General features: G+C 75.1%; 18 protein-coding genes. 16 read left to right on the forward strand and 2 right to left on the reverse strand.

What is annotated here, in order from left to right; translation table 11 throughout:
* Positions 1-36 precede the first annotated feature (36 nt).
* The 16 genes from uraD (at position 37) to ABC795_RS09585 (ending at position 16,245) form a co-directional block, all read left to right on the forward strand.
* Complete coding sequence (gene uraD, locus ABC795_RS09510; protein WP_347056935.1) at positions 37-534, forward strand: 2-oxo-4-hydroxy-4-carboxy-5-ureidoimidazoline decarboxylase; 498 nt, start codon at positions 37-39, stop codon at positions 532-534.
* Positions 531-845, forward strand: coding sequence for a hydroxyisourate hydrolase (gene uraH, locus ABC795_RS09515; protein WP_347060705.1), 315 nt, complete (start codon positions 531-533; stop codon positions 843-845). Before uraD ends, uraH begins: the two co-directional genes overlap by 4 nt.
* The gene (pucL, locus tag ABC795_RS09520; RefSeq protein ID WP_347056936.1) at positions 845-1,756 is read left to right on the forward strand and encodes a factor-independent urate hydroxylase; all 912 of its coding nucleotides are present in this window, start codon (positions 845-847) and stop codon (positions 1,754-1,756) included. The genes uraH and pucL overlap by 1 nt, the downstream gene beginning before the upstream one ends.
* Positions 1,753-3,096, forward strand: a complete 1,344-nt coding sequence (gene allB / locus ABC795_RS09525; protein WP_347056937.1) for an allantoinase AllB — start codon at positions 1,753-1,755, stop codon at positions 3,094-3,096. Before pucL ends, allB begins: the two co-directional genes overlap by 4 nt.
* Positions 3,096-4,316 (forward strand): alanine--glyoxylate aminotransferase family protein, encoded by a 1,221-nt coding sequence (locus ABC795_RS09530; protein ID WP_347056938.1) that lies wholly within the window; start codon positions 3,096-3,098, stop codon positions 4,314-4,316. The genes allB and ABC795_RS09530 overlap by 1 nt, the downstream gene beginning before the upstream one ends.
* Positions 4,313-5,554: an allantoate amidohydrolase gene (locus tag ABC795_RS09535; RefSeq protein WP_347056939.1), complete on the forward strand. Its 1,242-nt coding sequence runs from the start codon at positions 4,313-4,315 to the stop codon at positions 5,552-5,554. Before ABC795_RS09530 ends, ABC795_RS09535 begins: the two co-directional genes overlap by 4 nt.
* Positions 5,551-6,378 (forward strand): hypothetical protein, encoded by an 828-nt coding sequence (locus ABC795_RS09540; RefSeq protein WP_347056940.1) that lies wholly within the window; start codon positions 5,551-5,553, stop codon positions 6,376-6,378. Before ABC795_RS09535 ends, ABC795_RS09540 begins: the two co-directional genes overlap by 4 nt.
* Positions 6,378-7,187 (forward strand): FAD binding domain-containing protein, encoded by an 810-nt coding sequence (locus tag ABC795_RS09545; RefSeq protein ID WP_347056941.1) that lies wholly within the window; start codon positions 6,378-6,380, stop codon positions 7,185-7,187. Before ABC795_RS09540 ends, ABC795_RS09545 begins: the two co-directional genes overlap by 1 nt.
* Entirely contained in the window at positions 7,184-9,826 is a 2,643-nt protein-coding gene (locus ABC795_RS09550; protein WP_347056942.1) for a molybdopterin cofactor-binding domain-containing protein, read from the forward strand. The genes ABC795_RS09545 and ABC795_RS09550 overlap by 4 nt, the downstream gene beginning before the upstream one ends.
* Positions 9,823-10,299, forward strand: coding sequence for a nucleoside deaminase (locus ABC795_RS09555; RefSeq protein ID WP_347056943.1), 477 nt, complete (start codon positions 9,823-9,825; stop codon positions 10,297-10,299). The genes ABC795_RS09550 and ABC795_RS09555 overlap by 4 nt, the downstream gene beginning before the upstream one ends.
* 212 nt (positions 10,300-10,511) lie before the next feature.
* Complete coding sequence (locus ABC795_RS09560) at positions 10,512-11,567, forward strand: ABC transporter substrate-binding protein (RefSeq protein WP_347056944.1); 1,056 nt, start codon at positions 10,512-10,514, stop codon at positions 11,565-11,567.
* Positions 11,568-11,572: 5 nt separating this feature from the next.
* Positions 11,573-12,436: an ABC transporter ATP-binding protein gene (locus tag ABC795_RS09565; RefSeq protein WP_347056945.1), complete on the forward strand. Its 864-nt coding sequence runs from the start codon at positions 11,573-11,575 to the stop codon at positions 12,434-12,436.
* A gap of 5 nt (positions 12,437-12,441) precedes the next feature.
* The gene (locus ABC795_RS09570; RefSeq protein WP_347056946.1) at positions 12,442-13,224 is read left to right on the forward strand and encodes an ABC transporter permease subunit; all 783 of its coding nucleotides are present in this window, start codon (positions 12,442-12,444) and stop codon (positions 13,222-13,224) included.
* A complete protein-coding gene (locus tag ABC795_RS09575; protein WP_347056947.1) occupies positions 13,221-14,075 on the forward strand; it encodes an ABC transporter permease subunit in 855 nt (284 codons plus the stop codon). The genes ABC795_RS09570 and ABC795_RS09575 overlap by 4 nt, the downstream gene beginning before the upstream one ends.
* Complete coding sequence (gene add, locus ABC795_RS09580) at positions 14,072-15,199, forward strand: adenosine deaminase (protein WP_347056948.1); 1,128 nt, start codon at positions 14,072-14,074, stop codon at positions 15,197-15,199. The genes ABC795_RS09575 and add overlap by 4 nt, the downstream gene beginning before the upstream one ends.
* On the forward strand, positions 15,196-16,245 hold the full coding sequence (locus tag ABC795_RS09585; RefSeq protein WP_347056949.1) for a 2-oxoglutarate and iron-dependent oxygenase domain-containing protein: 1,050 nt from the start codon (positions 15,196-15,198) through the stop codon (positions 16,243-16,245). The genes add and ABC795_RS09585 overlap by 4 nt, the downstream gene beginning before the upstream one ends.
* A 55-nt stretch (positions 16,246-16,300) precedes the next feature.
* On the opposite strand, the gene ABC795_RS09590 is transcribed toward ABC795_RS09585, so the two are convergent.
* Both ABC795_RS09590 and ABC795_RS09595 read right to left on the reverse strand, forming a co-directional pair.
* Entirely contained in the window at positions 16,301-16,606 is a 306-nt protein-coding gene (locus ABC795_RS09590; protein ID WP_347056950.1) for a hypothetical protein, read from the reverse strand.
* A gap of 108 nt (positions 16,607-16,714) precedes the next feature.
* Positions 16,715-17,452 carry an aldolase/citrate lyase family protein gene (locus tag ABC795_RS09595; protein ID WP_347056951.1) on the reverse strand — a complete coding sequence of 246 codons (738 nt, stop codon included), beginning with the start codon at positions 17,450-17,452 and terminating at the stop codon, positions 16,715-16,717.
* Positions 17,453-17,539: the final 87 nt, after the last annotated feature.

The raw sequence follows: 17,539 nt of genomic DNA on the forward strand, positions 1-17,539 counted from the left end.
AACGCCCCTGAAACGGGGGTTTCCTACGTTCGCTGGGTGCGCATCGCCGAGTTCGACACGCTCGCGGCCGAGGAGGCCGCGGCGCTGGTACGGAGCTGCGCCGACATCCCCTCGTTCGCGACGGGCGTCACCGACGGGCGGCCCTACGGCTCCGTCGGTGCCCTGCTGACCGCGGCCCGCGAGCAGGCCGGCACCTGGACCGACGCGGAGGTGCAGGCGGCGCTGGCCGACCACCCCCGCATCGGCGAGCGGCCGGCCGGGCACGGTGCCGGCGCCGGGCTGTCGGACCGCGAGCAGGCCGGGGTCGACCCGGCCGACGCCGAGCTGCAGCGGCGCCTCGCCGACGGCAACCGGCGCTACGAGGAGCGGTTCGGCCACATCTACCTGGTCCGCGCCGCCGGGCGCACCGGGGCGGAGCTGCTGGAGCTGCTGGAACAGCGCCTGACCAACGACCCGGGCACCGAGCGCGCGGTGACCCGTGAGCAGCTGACCGAGATCGCACTGCTCCGCCTGGAAGGGCTGGTGACCCCCTGAGCACCTTCAGCACGCACGTCCTCGACGCCGCGCTCGGCCGTCCGGCGGCCGGGATGGACGTCGTTCTCACCCTGGCCGACGGCAGCGTCCACCCGGGCGGCACCGACGACGACGGGCGCGCCCGGGTGGACGCCGACCTGCCGGCGGGCCTGCACACCGTGCGGTTCGGGACCGGCGCCTGGTTCGCCGCGCAGCAGCGCGCCACCTTCTACCCGTCGGTGACGGTCACCTTCGCGATGGTCGACGGCGAGCACCACCACGTGGCGCTGCTGCTCAGCCCCTTCTCGTACACCACCTACCGAGGGTCCTGATGAGCAGCTCCGACCGCCCCGCCCCGTACGTGCTCGGCGCGCACCAGTACGGCAAGGCGGAGTGCCGCCTCGTCCGCATCGAGCGCGCCACGCCGGTCCACGGCATCGCCGATCTCACCGTCACCACCCAGCTGCGCGGCGACTTCGACGCGGCCTACACCCACGGCGACAACGCGCACGTGCACGCCACCGACACCCAGAAGAACAGCGTGTACGCGCTCGCCAAGGAGCACGGCGTCCACTCCCCCGAGGCCTTCCTGCTCGTCCTGGCCGACCATTGGCGCGCGCAGCCCTGGGTGACCGGTACGCAGCTGACCGCCCAGCAGCACGCCTGGGACCGCATCGGCGCGGGCACGCCCGGCGCCGGACACTCCTTCGCCCGCCGCGGGGCGGAGATCCGCACCGCGGTCGTGCAGACCGACGGGAGCGACACCTTCGTCCTGGGCGGGCTCGCCGGCCTGACCGTCCTCAAGAGCACCGGCAGCGAGTTCGCCGGCTTTCCGCGCGACCGGTTCACCACGCTGGCCGAGACCGACGACCGGATCCTGGCGACCAGCGTCACGGCCTGGTGGCGGTACACGGTGCCGGCGCCGGACTGGGACGCCGCCCACGCCGCGATCCGCGCCGCGCTGGTGGACGCCTTCGCGGCGACGCACAGCCTGGCGCTGCAGCAGACCATCCACGCCATGGGCGCCGCAGCCCTGGACGCCGTCCCCGAGCTGGCCGAGATCCGGATCAGCTGCCCGAACAAGCACCACGTCGAGGTCGACCTGGCGCCGTTCGGGCTGGCCAACGGCGGCGAGGTGTTCGTCGCAGCCGACCGGCCCTACGGGCTGATCCAGGCCACCCTGCAGCGCGCCGGCGTCCCCGCGGAGCCTCGCGCCTGGGCCGCCGTGCCGGCGTTCGCATGAGCGCCGCCCTGACCGCCACCGCCGTCGTACGCGCGCGTCGGGTCCTGATCGGGAGCACCCTCCGGCCGGCCACGCTGCGCATCACCGACGGGAGGATCACGGCGATCGAGCCCTACGACGCCCCGGGACCGGGGCTCGACGTGCCCGACACGGCGTGCCTCCTCCCGGGCGTGGTGGACACCCACGTGCACGTCAACGAGCCGGGTCGCACGCACTGGGAGGGCTTCGCGACGGCGACCCTGGCCGCCGCGCTCGGCGGGGTCACGGCGCTGGTCGACATGCCGCTCAACTCCGTCCCGCCGACCACCACCGTCGGGCACCTGCACCGCAAGCAGGACGCGGCGCGCGGCCGGCTCGCCGTCGACGTCGGCTTCTGGGGCGGCGCGGTGCCGGGCAACGAGCGCGACCTCGAGCCGCTGTGGGCGGCGGGCGTGTTCGGCTTCAAGTGCTTCCTCTCCCCCAGCGGCGTCGACGAGTTCCCACCCCTGGACCCCGCCGCCTTCGGCCGCGCGCTCCGGACCGTCGCCGGCTTCGGCGGCCTCGTGGTCGTGCACGCCGAGGACGCCGGCGTCCTGGCGGCGGCGCCGGCGCGGCCGAGCCGGGCCTACGCGGACTTCCTGCTCAGCCGGCCGGACGAGGCCGAGACCCGCGCCGTCCGGCAGGTGCTCGACGGCGCCCGGGAGACCGGCGCCCGCGTGCACGTGCTGCACCTGTCCAGCGCGCGGGCGCTGCCGCTGATCCAGGCCGCCAAGGACGAGGGACTGCCCGTCACGGTCGAGACCTGCCCGCACTACCTCGCCTTCACCGCCGAGCAGATCCCCGATGCCGCGGCCCAGTTCAAGTGCTGCCCGCCGATCCGCGACGCGGGCAACCGCGACGAGCTGTGGTCGGCCCTGGCCGAGGGCGTCATCGACTGCGTGGTGAGCGACCACTCCCCCGCGACGGCCGAGGAGAAGGCGAAGGGGGGCGGGGACCTGCAGCAGGCCTGGGGCGGCGTCTCCGGTCTGCAGGTCGGCTTCTCCGCGGTCGCGGCCGAGGCCGCCCGGCGCGGCATCGACGTGGCCGCGGTGAGCCGGTGGATGTCCCGGAACACCGCCGATCTGGTCGGCCTGGACCGCAAGGGCCGGATCGCCGTGGGCGCCGACGCCGACCTGGTCGTCTACGACACCGCCCAGGACACCGCCGTCGCCGCCGAGCGGCTGGCCCACCGCAACCCCATCTCGGCCTACGACGGGCTGACCTTCCCCGGCCGCGTCACCCGCACGCTCGTGCGCGGTCGCGCCGTCGACCCCGGCCTGCCCGACCACGGGTGGGGCGAGCAGCTGAGGAGGAGCGCCTGATGGAAACCACCGCCGGCCTCGACGTGCCGCCCCGGCTGCTCATGGGCCCCGGGCCGATCACCCTCGACCCGCGGGTGCTGCGCGCGATGTCCGCGCAGCTCGTGGGGCAGTTCGACCCGTTCATGACCGCGGCGATGAACGAGACGATGGCCCTCTACCGGGAGGTGTTCCGCACCGCCAACGAGCAGACCTTCCTCGTCGACGGCACCTCCCGGGCGGGCATCGAGGCCGCACTGGTCTCCCTGCTCGAGCCCGGCGACCGGGTGCTGGTGCCGGTCTTCGGGCGCTTCGGGGCGCTGCTCCGGGAGATCGCCGAGCGGTGCGGCGCCGAGGTGCACGTCATCGAGGTGCCCTGGGGCCGGGTGTTCGCGCCCGAGGAGATCGAGGCGGCGGTCGTCCGGGTCCGCCCCAAGCTCCTCGCGCTGGTCCAGGGCGACACCTCCACCACGATGTGCCAGCCGCTCGCCGACATCGGCGAGATCTGCCGCCGGCACGACGTGCTGCTCTACTGCGACGCGACCGCCTCGCTCGGGGGCAACCCCTTCGAGGCCGACGCGTGGGGCATCGACGTCGCGACCGCGGGCCTGCAGAAGTGCCTCGGCGGACCGCCGGGGAGCGCGCCGATCACCCTCTCCCCGCGGGCGGTCGAGCTGATCACCGCCCGCACCCACGTCGAGGCGGGCATCCGCGACGACGGCGACACCGACCGCGGCGCGCGGATCGCCTCGAACTACTTCGACCTCGCGCAGGTGATGGCGTACTGGGGGCCGCGCCGGCTCAACCACCACACCGAGGCCAGCTCGATGCTCTACGCCGCCCGCGAGTGCGCCCGGTTGCTGGTCACCGAGGGTGTCGACGCCGCGATCACCCGGCACGCGCTGCACGGCCGGGCGATGCTCGCCGGCGTCCGCGGGCTGGGTCTGCAGGTTTTCGGCGACCCGGAGCACCGGATGAGCAACGTCGTCGCGGTGCACATCCCCGACGGCGTGCCCGGGGACGGCGTCCGCGCCGCCCTCCTGGAGGACTTCGGCATCGAGATCGGCACCTCGTTCGGTCCGCTGCACGGCACGGTCTGGCGGATCGGCACCATGGGCTACAACGCCCGCCGGGACGCCGTGCTGACCACGCTCGCCGCCCTCGAGCAGGTGCTCCGCGGCTGCGGCGCGCCCGTTCCGGCCGGCGGCGGCGTCGGTGCCGCGCGCGAGGTGTACGCGGCATGACCACCGCTGCCCACGTGCTGGCGCGCTGCGCCGAGCTGGACCGCATCTCCGCGAGCCCGCACCACCTCGAGCGGGTGCACCTGACCGCCGAGCACGCGGCCGCCAACCGGCTGGTGGCCGGCTGGCTGGCGGCGGCCGGCCTCACCCCGTGGCAGGACGCCGCCGGGAACCAGTGGGGCCGCCGCGAGGGCACCTCCCCCGGACTGCCGGCGCTGGTGCTCGGCTCGCACCTGGACACCGTTCCGGACGCCGGGAGCTACGACGGGATGCTCGGCGTCGCCATGGCCGTCGCGGTGGCCCAGCGGCTGCGCGGCACGGACCTGCCGTTCGCCCTGGAGGTCGTGGGCTTCGGCGACGAGGAGGGCGCCCGGTTCGGCAAGGCGCTGCTCGGCAGCCAGGCGGTCGCCGGCACCTGGGACCCCGCCTGGTGGGACCTGCGTGACGCCGACGGCGTGACCCTGCGCGAGGCGTTCCACGGCTTCGGGCTGGACCCGGCGCGCGTGGCCGAGGCCGCCCGCCGGCCGGAGGAGCTGGTCGGGTACCTCGAGGCGCACATCGAGCAGGGGCCCTTCCTGGAGGCCGCCGACCGCTCCCTGGGCTACGTCACCACCATCGCCGGCGCCCGGCGCTTCCGGCTCTCCGTGCTCGGCGAGGCGCGGCACGCCGGCGGCACCCCGTACGAGCGGCGCCGGGACGCGCTGGTCGGCGCGTCGGAGGCGGTCGTCGCCGTGGAGCGGCTGGCCCGCGTCGGCGGCTGCATCGCCACCGTCGGCCGGCTCGAGGTGCGGCCGGGTGCGGTCAACGTCGTCCCCGGCCGAGCCGACCTCACCCTCGACCTGCGCGCAGCGACCGACGAGGAGCGGGACCGGATGTGGGAGGTGCTGCGGGCCGAGATCGGGGCGATCTGCGCGCGCCGGCGGCTCACCCTGGAGGTCATCGAGACCCACCGCGCCCCCGCCGCGCCCTGCGCCCCGTGGCTGCAGCAGGCGGTGGTGGACGGCATCCGGACCACCGACGACGCCGGCTCCGCCGATCCCGTGGGCCTGTGGAGCCCCGCCGGCCACGACGCGATGGCCGTCGCCGCCGTCGCCGACATCGGCATGCTCTTCCTCCGCTGCGCCGACGGCATCAGCCACTCCCCCGACGAGGACGTCCGAGAGGTCGACGTCGCCCGTGGCCTCGACGCGTTCGAGGCCGCGGTGCTGCGCGTCGCGGCCGTCGTGGGGGCACGGGCATGACGGAGCTGCGGATCGACGAGCGGATCGACGAGCGGATCGCCCGCCACCACCCGGAGCTGACGTCCCAGGAGCGGCGGGCCGCCGAGGCCCTGCTCGAGCACCTGGACGACCTCGCCATCTACCGCGCCTCCGAGCTCGCCGCGCTCGCGGGCGTGTCCAAGGCGACGATGAGCCGGTTGTTCCGCTCGCTGGGCTTCACCGGTTTCGACGAGGTCCGCGACCACCTCCGCGCCCTGCGCGGCACCGGCGAGCCGCGGCGGACCGAGGGCCCGCCCGATCTGGCCGCCCACGCCGAGCAGGAGGCGGCGGCCGTCGCCGACGCGGTGCTGCAGCCGGGGGTCGCCGACGCTGCGGCGGTGCTCGCCGGCGCCCGCTCGGTGCTCGTCGTCGGCTGGCGGAACAGCCACCCGGTCGCGTTGCACCTGCGCGAGCAGCTGGTGCAGGCCCGGCCCCGGGTGGCCCTGGCTCCCCTGCCCGGGCAGGTGCTCGGCGAGGAGCTGGCCGACCTGGGCAGCGGCGACGCGGTCGTGGCCGTGGGGTTCCGCCGCCGGCCGGCCGGCTTCGCCGGGTTCATGGCCGCGGCCGCGGCGACCGGCGCGGACGTGGTCCTCCTGGGCGACCCGACCGCGGCCGGCCACTCCGGCTCCGCCCGGGTGTGGCTGCCGTGCCCGGTCCAGGGACCGCTGGCCTTCGACTCCTACGCCGCCGCGATGAGCCTGGTCGGTGTCCTGGCCGATGGCGTGCTCTCCCGCGCGGGTCGCGCCGGGCAGGACCGGATCTCCGCGATCAGCGCCGCCTACTCACGACTCGCGGAGGTGGAGTGATGGACCTCACCTGGGTGGAGGCCTACCGGAGGGCCGAGGACCGCGGCGCCCTGACCGTGCGGCCCGGCGAGCGCCTGCTGGCCGGGGGCACCTGGCTGTTCTCCGAGCCGCAGCCGGAGGTGACCGGCCTGGTGGACCTCACCGCCATGGGCTGGGCGCCGTGGGAGCTGCTCCCCGACGGCGGTCTGCGGCTGGCCGCGACCTGCACGGTCGAGCAGGCCCGGCGGGCGCCGTGGCCCTCGCCGGCCCTCGCGGAGCTCTGCGCCGACGCGCTGCTGATGTCGTTCAAGGTGCAGTCCGCCGCCACCGTCGGCGGCAACGTGTGCCTCGGTCTCCCGGCCGGTGCGATGATCTCCCTGACTGCGGCCCTCGCGGGCGAGGCGGTGATCTGGACCCCCGGCGGCGGCGAGCGGCGGGCGCCCGTCGCGGCGTTCGTGCGGGGCGCGGGCGTCGTGGACCTGGGGCCCGGCGAGGTGCTCCGCGCCGTCGAGCTCCCCGGTTCCGCGCTCCGCGCACGCACCGCGTTCCGGCGGGCGTCGCTGACGGCGCACGGCCGCAGCGCCGCGCTGGTCATCGGCCGGCGGGAGCCCGACGCCGTCGTCCTCACGGTGACGGCATCGGTGCCGCGGCCGGTGGTCCTCGTGCTCCCGCCCGCGTCGCCCGCGCACGCGGTGCGCCGGGCGGTGGCCGAGGCCGGTGCCGAGGTCGGCTGGTACGCCGATCCGCACGGCGCGGCCGACTGGCGGGCGGCGCAGACCGGGCTGCTCGCCACCGAGGTGCACGCCGAGCTGTCGGAGGTGGCGGCGTGAATCTGGACGGGACCGAGGTGCCCGGGTCCCCGGCCCCGGGTCAGTGCCTGCGCAGCTGGATCCGCGAGTGTGGCGGAACGGCGGTCAAGAAGGGCTGCGACGCCGGTGACTGCGGCGCGTGCACCGTGCTGCTCGACGGGGCGCCGGTGCACTCGTGCATCACCCCGGCGGCCCGGGCGGCCGGCCGGGCGGTCACCACGGCGGCCGGGCTGGGCACGCCGGAGGACCTCTCCCCCGTGCAGCGCAGGTTCGTCGAGGCGGCCGCCTTCCAGTGCGGGTTCTGCACCCCGGGCTGGGTGGTGACGGCGACGGCGCTGGCCGACGAGGACGGAACGGTGCGCGTTCCCGAGCCGGAGCGGAGCTTCAAGGGCAACCTGTGCCGCTGCACCGGTTACCGGTCCATCCGCGACGCGCTCGAGGGCCGGGCCAACGTGACGACGGAGGGCGGCTTCGGCTGCTCCGTCGCCGCGCCCGCCGGGCCCCGGGTGGTCACCGGGCAGGAGCCCTACACCCTCGACCTGCCCGACGCCGGGGTCCTGCACGTGAAGCTGGTGCGCGCGGAGGCGGCGCACGCGCGCGTCCTCGCGATCGACACCGCCCGCGCCGAGGCGGTCCCCGGCGTCGTGCTGGTGCTCACCTCCCGGGACGCCCCGGACGTCCTCTACTCGACCGCCCGGCACGAGAGCCGGCTCGACGATCCCGACGACACCCGGCTGCTCGACGACGTGGTCCGCTTCCGCGGCCAGCGGGTCGCCGCCGTCGTGGCGGTCTCGGCCGCCGTCGCCGAACGCGCCGCCGCGCTGGTCGAGGTCCGCTACGAGCTGCTGCCGGCGGTGTTCGACGCCGAGGACGCGCGTGCCCCCGGCGCCCCGCTGCTCCACGGCGACAAGGACCCGGCCGTCTCCCGGATCGCCGAGCCGTCCCGCAACGTCGTGGCCCGCACGCACGGGGAGGTCGGCGACGTCGCCGCCGGGCTCCGCGACGCCGTGCACACCGTCCGCGGCACCTGGACCAGCGGCCGGGTGGCCCACGCCGCCCTGGAGACGCACGGCGCCCGGGCCTGGGTCGACGACGACGGCGCGCTCGTGGTGCGGACGAGCACGCAGGTGCCGTTCCTGGTCCGCGACGAGCTGGCCCGCGTGCTCGGTCGCGACCCGGCCGCGGTGCGCGTGGTCGCGGCCCGGGTCGGCGGCGGGTTCGGCGGCAAGCAGGAGCTGCTGGTCGAGGACGTCGTCGCGCTGGCCGCGCTCCGGCTCGCCGACCGGGGGGACCGCCGGCCGGTGCAGCTCGAGATGACCCGCGAGGAGCAGTTCACCGCGATTCCGCTGCGCCACCCGATGCGGGTGTCGGTGGAGCTGGGTGCCGACGGGGACGGCCGGCTGACCGCGATGCGGGTCGGAGTGCTCAGCGACACCGGCGCGTACGGCAACCACGGCCCCGGGGTGATGTTCCACGGCGTGCACGAGTCGGTGGCCGTGTACCGCTGCCCGAGCAAGCGGGTGGACGCCGAGGCCGTCTACACCAACAACCCACCGAGCGGCGCCTTCCGCGGGTACGGGCTGGGCCAGGTGGTGTTCGCCATCGAGTCCGCCCTCGACGAACTGGCCCGGCGGATCGGCATTTCCGCCTTCGACCTGCGCCGCCGCAACGTGGTGGTCCCCGGCGATCCGCTGGTCGTCAACGGGCCGCCGTCGACCGATCTCGAGTACGGCAGCTACGGCCTGGACCAGTGCCTGGACCTGGCCGAGGAGGCGCTCGCCGCGACCCGCACCGGCGCCCGCCCCGGCGACGGGTGGCTCCTCGGTGAGGGGATGGCGCTGGCGATGATCGCGACCATCCCACCGCGTGGCCACCACTCGCACGCCCGGGTCACCCTCGACGCCGAGGGCACCGCCACCGTCGAGGTCGGCACGGCCGAGTTCGGCAACGGCACCGCGACCGTGCACGCGCAGCTGGTCGCCGACACCCTCGGCATCGCTCCCGGGCGGGTCCGCCTGATCACCTCCGACACCGCCACCTCGGGCTACGACTCCGGCGCGTTCGGCTCCACCGGCTCCGTCGTCGCGGGCCTGGCCGTGCAGCGCGCGGCCGAGGAGCTCCGCCGGCGGCTGGACGCCCTGGGCGGACCGGGCGCCCTCCGGGCGATCGAGGGGCCGCTGGCGGCGACCGGTGCCAGCGACGGCACCCGGCGCTCGGTGGCGTTCAACGTCCACGCCGTCCGCGTGGCGGTGCACCCGGCGAGCGGCGAGGTGCGGCTCCTGGACTCGGTGCAGGCCGTGGACGCCGGCGTCGTGATCAACCCCGAGCAGCTGCGCGGGCAGGTCGAGGGCGGCGTGGCCCAGGCCGTCGGCTCGGCGTTGCAGGAGGAGGTCGTCGTGGTCGGCGGCGAGGTGCTCACCCGGGGCCTCCGCTCCTACCGCACCCCGCAGATCGGTGACGTCCCGGCCACGCGGGTGCTGTTCGCCGGCACCTACGACGCCCTGGGCCCCCGCGGCGCGAAGTCGATGAGCGAGGCCCCCTACAACCCGGTCGCACCGGCGATCGCGAACGCGCTGCGCGACGCCCTCGGCGTCCGCCCCCACGACCTGCCGATGAGCAGGGACCGCATCTGGCGCCTGGCCCGAGGAGGAGCACCATGACGTCCGCCGTCGACGAGAGGTGGCTGCAGCAGGCCGTCGACCTGGCCACCGCGAACGTGGCCGCCGGCGGCGGCCCGTTCGGGGCGGTCGTCGTCCGCGGGGACGCGGTCGTCTCGACCGGCGTCAACCGGGTGACCCGCGACCTCGACCCGACCGCGCACGCGGAGGTCACCGCCATCCGGGGGGCGTGCCGGGACCTCGGCACCTTCGCGCTGGGCGGCTGCACCCTGTACAGCTCCTGCGAGCCGTGCCCCATGTGCGCCGCGTCGGCGCTGTGGGCGCGGCTGGACCGGGTGGTCTTCGCCGCCAACCGCCACGACGCGGCGGACGGCGGCTTCGACGACCGGGCGTTCTACGACCTGCTCGCCTCGGCCCCGCCCGCCTGGCCCACCCCGGTCCAGGAGCTGCGCCTGGGCTCCGCCGTCGCCCCGTTCGACGCCTGGCGCGGCAACCCGCTGCGCGTCGACTACTGAGGGCCCGCCGGACCGGCAGTGCGACCGGCGTCACCCCGGACGACGGCGGGACGCCCGTTCCGGCCTGGAACGGACGTTTCCTTTACCGGCGCGAAACGCGGCTTCACCTGGGCCGAAACCCGCCGCTCCTAGCGTCCAGCAGCAGACGACGGCGGGCCGGACCACCGCCCCGCCGTCGAGCCGGACAGCCCTCTCGCGAGCAGGAGACGCCCATGAACACCCGCGCCGTGCGCACCGCCGCAGCGGTCACCACCGCCGTCCTCGCCCTCTCGGCGTGCGGTGGGAGCGACGAGACCGACGCCGCCGCCGAGGGCGGCGACCTCGGCGCGCTCACGCTCCAGCTGTCCTGGATCAAGAACGCCGAGTTCGCCGGCGAGTACTTCGCCGACGTCAACGGCCACTACACCGAGGCCGGGTTCTCCGACGTCACGATGGACCCCGGCCCCGGCCCCATCGAGACCCTCGTGGCCAGCGGTGAGGCCGACTTCGGGCTCAGCAACGCCGTGGCCACTGCGCAGGTGGTCGCGGAGGAGGACGCGCCCCTCAAGATCGTCGGCACCAAGTTCCAGAAGAACCCGTTCACGATCCTGTCGCTGGCCGACGGCGGGAACATCGCGACGCCGGAGGACCTGGTCGGAAAGCGGATCGGCGTCCAGGCGGGCGGCAACGAGACGCTGTTCGACGCCCTCCTCGAGGTGAACGGCATCGATCCGGCCCAGGTCGAGAAGGTGCCGGTCGAATACGACCCCGCGCCGCTGATCGACGGTGAGGTCGACGGCTTCCTGGCCTACCTCACGAACGAGTCGATCACCGTGCAGGACGCCGGCTACGAGGTCACCAACCTGCCCTTCGCCGACAACGGGCTGCCGTTCGTCGCGGAGAGCATCATCACCACCGAGGAGATGATCGCCGACGAGCCCGAGAAGGTGAAGGCCTTCCTCGAGGCCGAGATCCGCGGCTGGCAGGACTACCTCCGCGACCCGGAGGAGGGAGCCCGCCTCGCGGTCGAGGAGTACGGCGCGGACCTCGGCCTGGACATGGCCAAGGAGATCGAGCAGGCGGAGGTCCAGAGCACGCTGATCGTCACGCCCGACGTCGAGAGCAACGGACTGCTGACCATCACCGACGAGCTGATCGAGCAGAACCTGGCCACCCTGGCCGCCGCCGGTATCGACCTCACCGACGCCGGGGACCTCTTCGACCTCTCGCTGCTCGACGAGCTGCTGGCGGAGAAGCCCGAGCTGGTCGAAGTCCCCAGCGCCGCCTGAACGCCGTGGCCCTCCTGTCATCGCACCGGAAGCCCGCCCGAACCCGGCCGGGCACTCCCGCAGCCGCCCGGCCCGCCGCTCCGCGGCGGGCCGGGGGGACCGGGATCCACCTGCAGGACCTGACCAAGACCTTCGGCACCGGCCGCAAGGAGGTGCAGGCGCTCACCGCCGCCACCCTGCACAGCGACCAGGGCAGCTTCGTGTCCCTCCTCGGCCCGTCCGGATGCGGCAAGTCCACGATCCTGCGGATCCTCGCGGGGCTGGAGCAGCCGACGAGCGGCACCGCGCTGGTCGACGGCATGACGCCGCTGGAGCTGCGCCGGGAGCACGCCCTCGGCATCGCCTTCCAGGACCCGGCGCTGCTGCCGTGGCGGTCGGTCGAGGCCAACGTCCGGCTGCCCTTCGAGGTCTCCGGAGCCCGGCCCGACCCCGCGCTGGTGCGGGAGCTGATCGACCTCGTCGGGCTCTCCGGGTTCGAGAAGGCCAAGCCGGCCCAGCTCTCCGGAGGCATGCGCCAGCGGGTCTCCATCGCCCGTGCACTGGTCGTCAAACCGTCCGTGCTGCTGCTCGACGAGCCGTTCGGGGCGCTGGACGACATGACGCGGCAACGACTCAACGTCGAGCTGCTGCGGATCTGGACCGAGCAGCCCGCGACCACGCTCATGGTCACCCACGGCATCTCCGAGGCCATCTTCCTGTCCGACCAGGTCGCCGTCATGAGCCCTCGCCCGGGCCGGATCAAGGAGGTGATCGAGGTGGACCTGCCACGCCCGCGACAGCCCGAGATGATGCGGACGCCGGAGTTCCACGCACTGCACGACCACGCCTCGGAGCTGCTCTTCGGCGGCGACGCGGGGGGCGGGGAGTGATCGCCGTGCCCTTCCGCACCGCGCTGCGGTCCGCCGGTCCCGGCGCCCTGGCCCTCCTCGGCGTGGTCGCCGTCTGGTGGCTGCTCCAGCTCACCGTGCTCGCCGGCGCCCGGATCCCCTCCCCCGCGGAGGTCGTGCGGGCGGCGATCGACCGGGGATGGGGCTTCCACGCCACCCACTTCGGCATCACGCTCCAGGAGGCCGCGGTGGGCTTCGGCTACGGAACCGTCGCGGCCGTCGCGCTCGCCGCCCTCACCCTCCTCGTGCCGGCCCTGGAGCGGCTGGTCATGCAGATCGCCGTCATCACCTACTGCGTGCCCCTGGTCGCGATCGCACCCGTGCTCTTCATCGTCATCGGCAACCCCGACGAGGGGGAACGGGCCGGCACCGCCACGGCCCTGGCCGCCCTGTCGGTGTTCTTCACCACCGTCGTCGGCACCGTGCTCGGGCTGCGCTCCGCGGACCCGGCCACCCTCGAGGTCGTCCGCGTCTTCGGCGGTGGCGCCGTCCGGCAGCTCACCAAGGTGCGCCTGGTCGCCGCGCTGCCGTCGGTGCTGGCCGCCCTCCGCGTGGCTGCGCCGCTGGCCTTCCTCGGCGCGATCCTCGGCGAGTATGTCGGCGGGGTCCAGCGCGGCGTGGCCGTCACCCTCAAGATCGCCCAGCAGAACGTCGACGTGGCGGGGGCGTGGGCCATCGGGCTCGGCTGCGCGCTCGTGGCGGGCTGCTTCTACGCGCTGTTCGCCGTCCTGGCCCGGTTCGCGGCCCCGTGGTCCCGGGGCGCCGCATGAGCGCGGACCTGCTACTGACCGACCGGCCCGCCGCGGGCGCGCCGGCGCCCCGGGGACGCCACCCGCTGCTGTTCGCGGCGCTGCGGACGGTGGGCACCATGGGCCTGGTCCTCGTCGCCGTCGTCGCGCTCTGGGCGGCGGCGCTGTGGGTCTTCGACGTCTCGCCCTACGTCGGCAAGGGCCCGCTGGACGTCGTCGACATCCTCGTCGTCGACGAGGACGCCCCCGCGCTGAGGGCCGAGATCGCCGGGCTGCTCGGGCGGACCCTTCTCGACGCCGGCGTCGGCTTCGCCGCCGGCATGCTGGTCGCGATGCTGCTGGCCGCCGTGGTGGTCCGCTTCCGCACCGCGGAGAGCGCCGTGATGCCCGTGGCGCTGGTGCTGCAGACGGTGCCGCTGATCGCCCTCGCGCCGATGCTGATCCTGCTGGTGGGACGCGGCTATCCGACCGTGGCCCTGATGAGCACCATCGTGGTGCTCTTCCCCGCGCTGGTGACCATCGTGGTCGGGCTGCGCTCGGTCAGCCCGCAGATGCGCGACCTGGTCGTGGTCTACGGCGGCTCGCCCATGACGGTCCTGCGCACGGTCGCTCTCCCGTCCGCGCTGCCGGCGCTGTTCGCCTCGGTCCGCATCGCCGTCCCGGGCTCCATGACCGGCGCCCTGCTGGCGGAGTGGCTGGCCACCGGCAAGGGCATCGGCTACGCGGTGGTGTCGGCCGCCGCACGGTCCCAGATCGGCAAGGTCTGGGCCCTGGTCGTGGTGATCACGGTGGTGTCGCTGCTGCTCTACCTGCTCGCCCAGCTGGTCGAGGCCGCCGTGCTCAGCCGCTTCGGGCAGGCGGACCGCGCATGACCACCGCGCACCGCCCGCCGCCGGGCTATCCGCCGCACTCCCGCACCGTTCCGCACGACCCCGCCGTCGACGCGATGGTGGCCGCACTGCCCAAGGTGAGCCTGCACTGCCACCTGATCGGCACGGTCGCGCCGCAGACCGTCCTCGACCTCGCGGCGAAGCACGGCGTGCCGCTCGAGCGCGGGGCCGACGACCTCTACGACTCCGAGAGCTACGCGGACCTCGGCGAGTTCCTCCGCGTGCTCGACGTGGTGGGCTCGGTGATCCGCGACGTCGACGACTTCCACCGGGTCACCTACGAGTCGCTGACCGCCGGGGGCGCCGACCACGGCGTCCTCTACCGGGAGATCCAGCTCAGCCCCCCGGGCCACCCGGGCGTGCCGTACCGGCGGATCCTCGAGGGCGTCGTCGCCGGGCTGCGCGACGCGCGCACCGACACCGGCATCGACGCGCGGCTGGTCGTCGGGATCAACCGCGAGCGCAGCGGCGCCGAGGCGGTCGAGCTCGTCGAGCAGGTGATCGAGCACCGCATCGACGAGGTGGCCGGGATCGGCCTGGACTACGCCGAGGTCAACGGGCCGCCCGGGCGGTTCGTCGAGGCGTTCCGGCTCGCCGGCCGGGCGGGGCTCGGTCGCACGGCGCACTCCGAGTCGGGCCCGCCCGCGCACGTGCGCACGCTGCTCGACGAGCTCGGCTGCAGCCGCGTCGACCACGGTTACCACGTCGTCGACGACCCGGAGCTCACCGCCCGCTGCGTCGCCGAGCGGATCCCGTTCACCTGCACGCCGGTGAGCTCCGACGTCGGTCGCTACTCCGGCAGCGGTGACGGCACGCACGCCCGGATCGGGCAGATGGTCGACGCCGGGCTGTGCGTGACCATCGACTCCGACGACCCGCCCATGTTCGGGACCGACCCCACCCACGACCTCCGGGTGCTCGCCCACGCGCTGGGCTACCGCCGCGACCAGCTGGCCGCCTTCACCGCCGACGCCGTCGAGGTCTGCTGGCTCGACGAGACGGACAAGGCGGCGCTGCGCCGGCGCACCCGGGCGCTGGTAACCGCCACCCCCGACGCCCCTCCCCCGACCTCCACCACCGATCCGATCGAGGAGCCCCTCCGATGACCGACTTCGCCGTGCCCGCCGTGGACATCTCCGCCTACGTCGACCCGGACGGCAGCCCGGAGGCGAGGCGGGCGGCGGCGCGGGCCTTCGACGAGGCCGCCGCCACCGTCGGCTTCGTCCAGGTGCTCGGCCACGGCGTCCCGACGGCGGTCACCGGCGCCTTCGCCGACGCGCTCGACTCGTTCTTCGACCTGCCCCTGGAGGCGAAGAAGGTCTACCGGACGCCGCCGGAGATCAACCGCGGCTACAGCCCGCCCAAGACCGAGTCGCTGAGCCTGAGCCTGGGGCTGGCGCCGTCGAACCGGATGCACGACTTCTTCGAGGCGTTCAACGTCGGTGCCGCCCACACCGACTACCCCGGAGTGGAACTCCCCACGACGGACTACCCCGAGAACGTCTGGCCCGAGGAGGCCGGCGGCTTCCGCGAGGCGGTGTCGGCGTACTTCGACGAGGCGGGCCGGGTGGCGCGCACGCTGACGACGCTGTTCGCCGACGCCCTCGGGCTGCCGGCCGGGTTCTTCGAGCGGTACACCGACCACAGCCTCGACGTCCTGAGGATGAACAACTACGCGCTGCCCCCGGGCGAGGTGGCCCTCGACGGTGACCTCACCGGGATGGGCGAGCACACCGACTACGGCATCGTCACCGTGCTGTGGGCCGACCAGGTCCGGGGGCTGCAGGTGCTGGGCCGCGACGGCGGCTGGCACGACGTCATGCCCGCCGATGGCGCGCTGCTGATCAACCTCGGCGACCTCATGGCCCGGTGGACCAACGAGCGGTGGATGTCGACCCTGCACCGGGTCAAGCCGCCCATCGTGGCCGGCCGGATCGAGCGCCGGCGGTCCGCGGCGTTCTTCCACGACGGCAACATCGACGCCGTCATCGAGACGCTGCCCACCTGCGTGGGGGCCGACGGCACGTCGGCGTACCCGCCGATCACGGTCGGCGGCCACATCCGGGCGAAGCTCGCCGGCTCGCGGGCCGGCGTCGCCAACACCGAGGCCGAGCGCGAGGCCGCACGGGTCCTGGCGGCGCGGTCGGCGTGAGCAGGGGACCGGCGGGCCGGCCGGAGGTCGCCGGCCCGTCGTCCCGCCGGTGCGCTCAGCGCTGCACCAGCGGTGCGGTCTCCTCGGCGGACGCGCCGGCCGGCCGCGGGGTGGCCGGGAGCAGGAGGTCGAGCAACCGGTCGTCGAGGGCGGCGCCGTCGCCGGAGACGACGACCGTCGCGCTCCACTCCGACAGCCCCACGCCGCGGTACTTGCCGACCCGGACCGGTCCCTCCACCCGCAGGGTCGACCAGTCCGGATCCGCACCTGCGGCGGCGGCCATCACCCGGAGCTGGCCACGGAGTCCGGCGGTCACCCGGTCCCGGTCGTCGAACGGCAGGGCGGCTGCGGCGCGGTACATCACGGCGCCATGGGTGCCCGATCCGCGGCGGGCTACACGGCGCCGCTCGCAACGTGACCCGATCGTGGTACTCCGTCCGGTCCCCGCCGGTCCCTGGGCCGGGGGCGGTCATCCGGTGGACCGGCCCCGCGCGACCGCGAGGTGGTGCGCCGTGGCCTCGCCGAGGGAGACGGCGTCGACGGCCACCGTGACGATCGTGGCGCCCTCGGCGGCGTAACCGGCCGCGGCCTCGCCGCTGCGGGCGTGGACCCCCACGGGCACCCCGGCGGCCCGCGCCCGGCCGATGACGGACGACAGGACGTCGCGGAGCTCGGCCCGGTGGTCGTCCCCGGTCAGCTCCAGGGACAACGCGAGATCGGCCGGGCCGACGTACACCCCGTCCAGGCCCTCCAGGGCGAGGACCGCGTCGAGATCGGCGAGCATGGACGCCGCCTCCACCATCACGATCACCAGCGGCTCCTCGGCACCGCCGGACAGCCGGCCGATGGACCGCCCGCCGGCCGGCGCGTACCGGCAGGCGGCGATGACCTCGCGGGCGTGGTCGGCGTCGCGGACGTTGGGCACGATGACGCCGCGGGCACCCAGGTCCAGCGGCCGGCCGATGTCGGGGAACAGCGGGCTCCGCGTGCGGACCAGCGGCACCGAGCCCGCGGCCGCGATCGCCGCCGCCGCGCCCGGCAGCCCGGCCTCGGTCGTGGCCCCGTGCTGCAGGTCGACCACGACGAAGTCGGCGCCGGTCCGCGCCAGCACCTCGCCGGTCACCGGTCCGGGCAGCATGTTCCACACGCCCTGGCACGGCTCCCCCTGCGCCCACCGCTGCCGCAGCTCCGCTTCGCTGATCGCCATCCGGACCACCCTCCACGACTCCGCACCCCGTCGGTGCGGCCGGGACGATCCTGCGCTGACGGTGCAGCGAGCGCGACCGCGGTCCGG

Source organism: Blastococcus sp. HT6-30, from assembly GCF_039729015.1.
In the GTDB taxonomy this organism is placed as follows: domain Bacteria; phylum Actinomycetota; class Actinomycetes; order Mycobacteriales; family Geodermatophilaceae; genus Blastococcus.

Bases quoted from the DNA above. Each gene is read 5' to 3' on its own strand.
- pucL (WP_347056936.1), top strand. From the start codon at position 845: ATGAGCAGCTCCGACCGCCCCGCCCCGTACGTGCTCGGCGCGCACCAG.
- allB (WP_347056937.1), top strand. From the start codon at position 1,753: ATGAGCGCCGCCCTGACCGCCACCGCCGTCGTACGCGCGCGTCGGGTC.
- ABC795_RS09530 (WP_347056938.1), top strand. From the start codon at position 3,096: ATGGAAACCACCGCCGGCCTCGACGTGCCGCCCCGGCTGCTCATGGGC.
- ABC795_RS09535 (WP_347056939.1), top strand. From the start codon at position 4,313: ATGACCACCGCTGCCCACGTGCTGGCGCGCTGCGCCGAGCTGGACCGC.
- ABC795_RS09540 (WP_347056940.1), top strand. From the start codon at position 5,551: ATGACGGAGCTGCGGATCGACGAGCGGATCGACGAGCGGATCGCCCGC.
- ABC795_RS09545 (WP_347056941.1), top strand. From the start codon at position 6,378: ATGGACCTCACCTGGGTGGAGGCCTACCGGAGGGCCGAGGACCGCGGC.
- ABC795_RS09555 (WP_347056943.1), top strand. From the start codon at position 9,823: ATGACGTCCGCCGTCGACGAGAGGTGGCTGCAGCAGGCCGTCGACCTG.
- ABC795_RS09560 (WP_347056944.1), top strand. From the start codon at position 10,512: ATGAACACCCGCGCCGTGCGCACCGCCGCAGCGGTCACCACCGCCGTC.
- ABC795_RS09575 (WP_347056947.1), top strand. From the start codon at position 13,221: ATGAGCGCGGACCTGCTACTGACCGACCGGCCCGCCGCGGGCGCGCCG.
- add (WP_347056948.1), top strand. From the start codon at position 14,072: ATGACCACCGCGCACCGCCCGCCGCCGGGCTATCCGCCGCACTCCCGC.
- ABC795_RS09585 (WP_347056949.1), top strand. From the start codon at position 15,196: ATGACCGACTTCGCCGTGCCCGCCGTGGACATCTCCGCCTACGTCGAC.
- ABC795_RS09590 (WP_347056950.1), bottom strand. From the start codon at position 16,606: ATGTACCGCGCCGCAGCCGCCCTGCCGTTCGACGACCGGGACCGGGTG.
- ABC795_RS09595 (WP_347056951.1), bottom strand. From the start codon at position 17,452: ATGGCGATCAGCGAAGCGGAGCTGCGGCAGCGGTGGGCGCAGGGGGAG.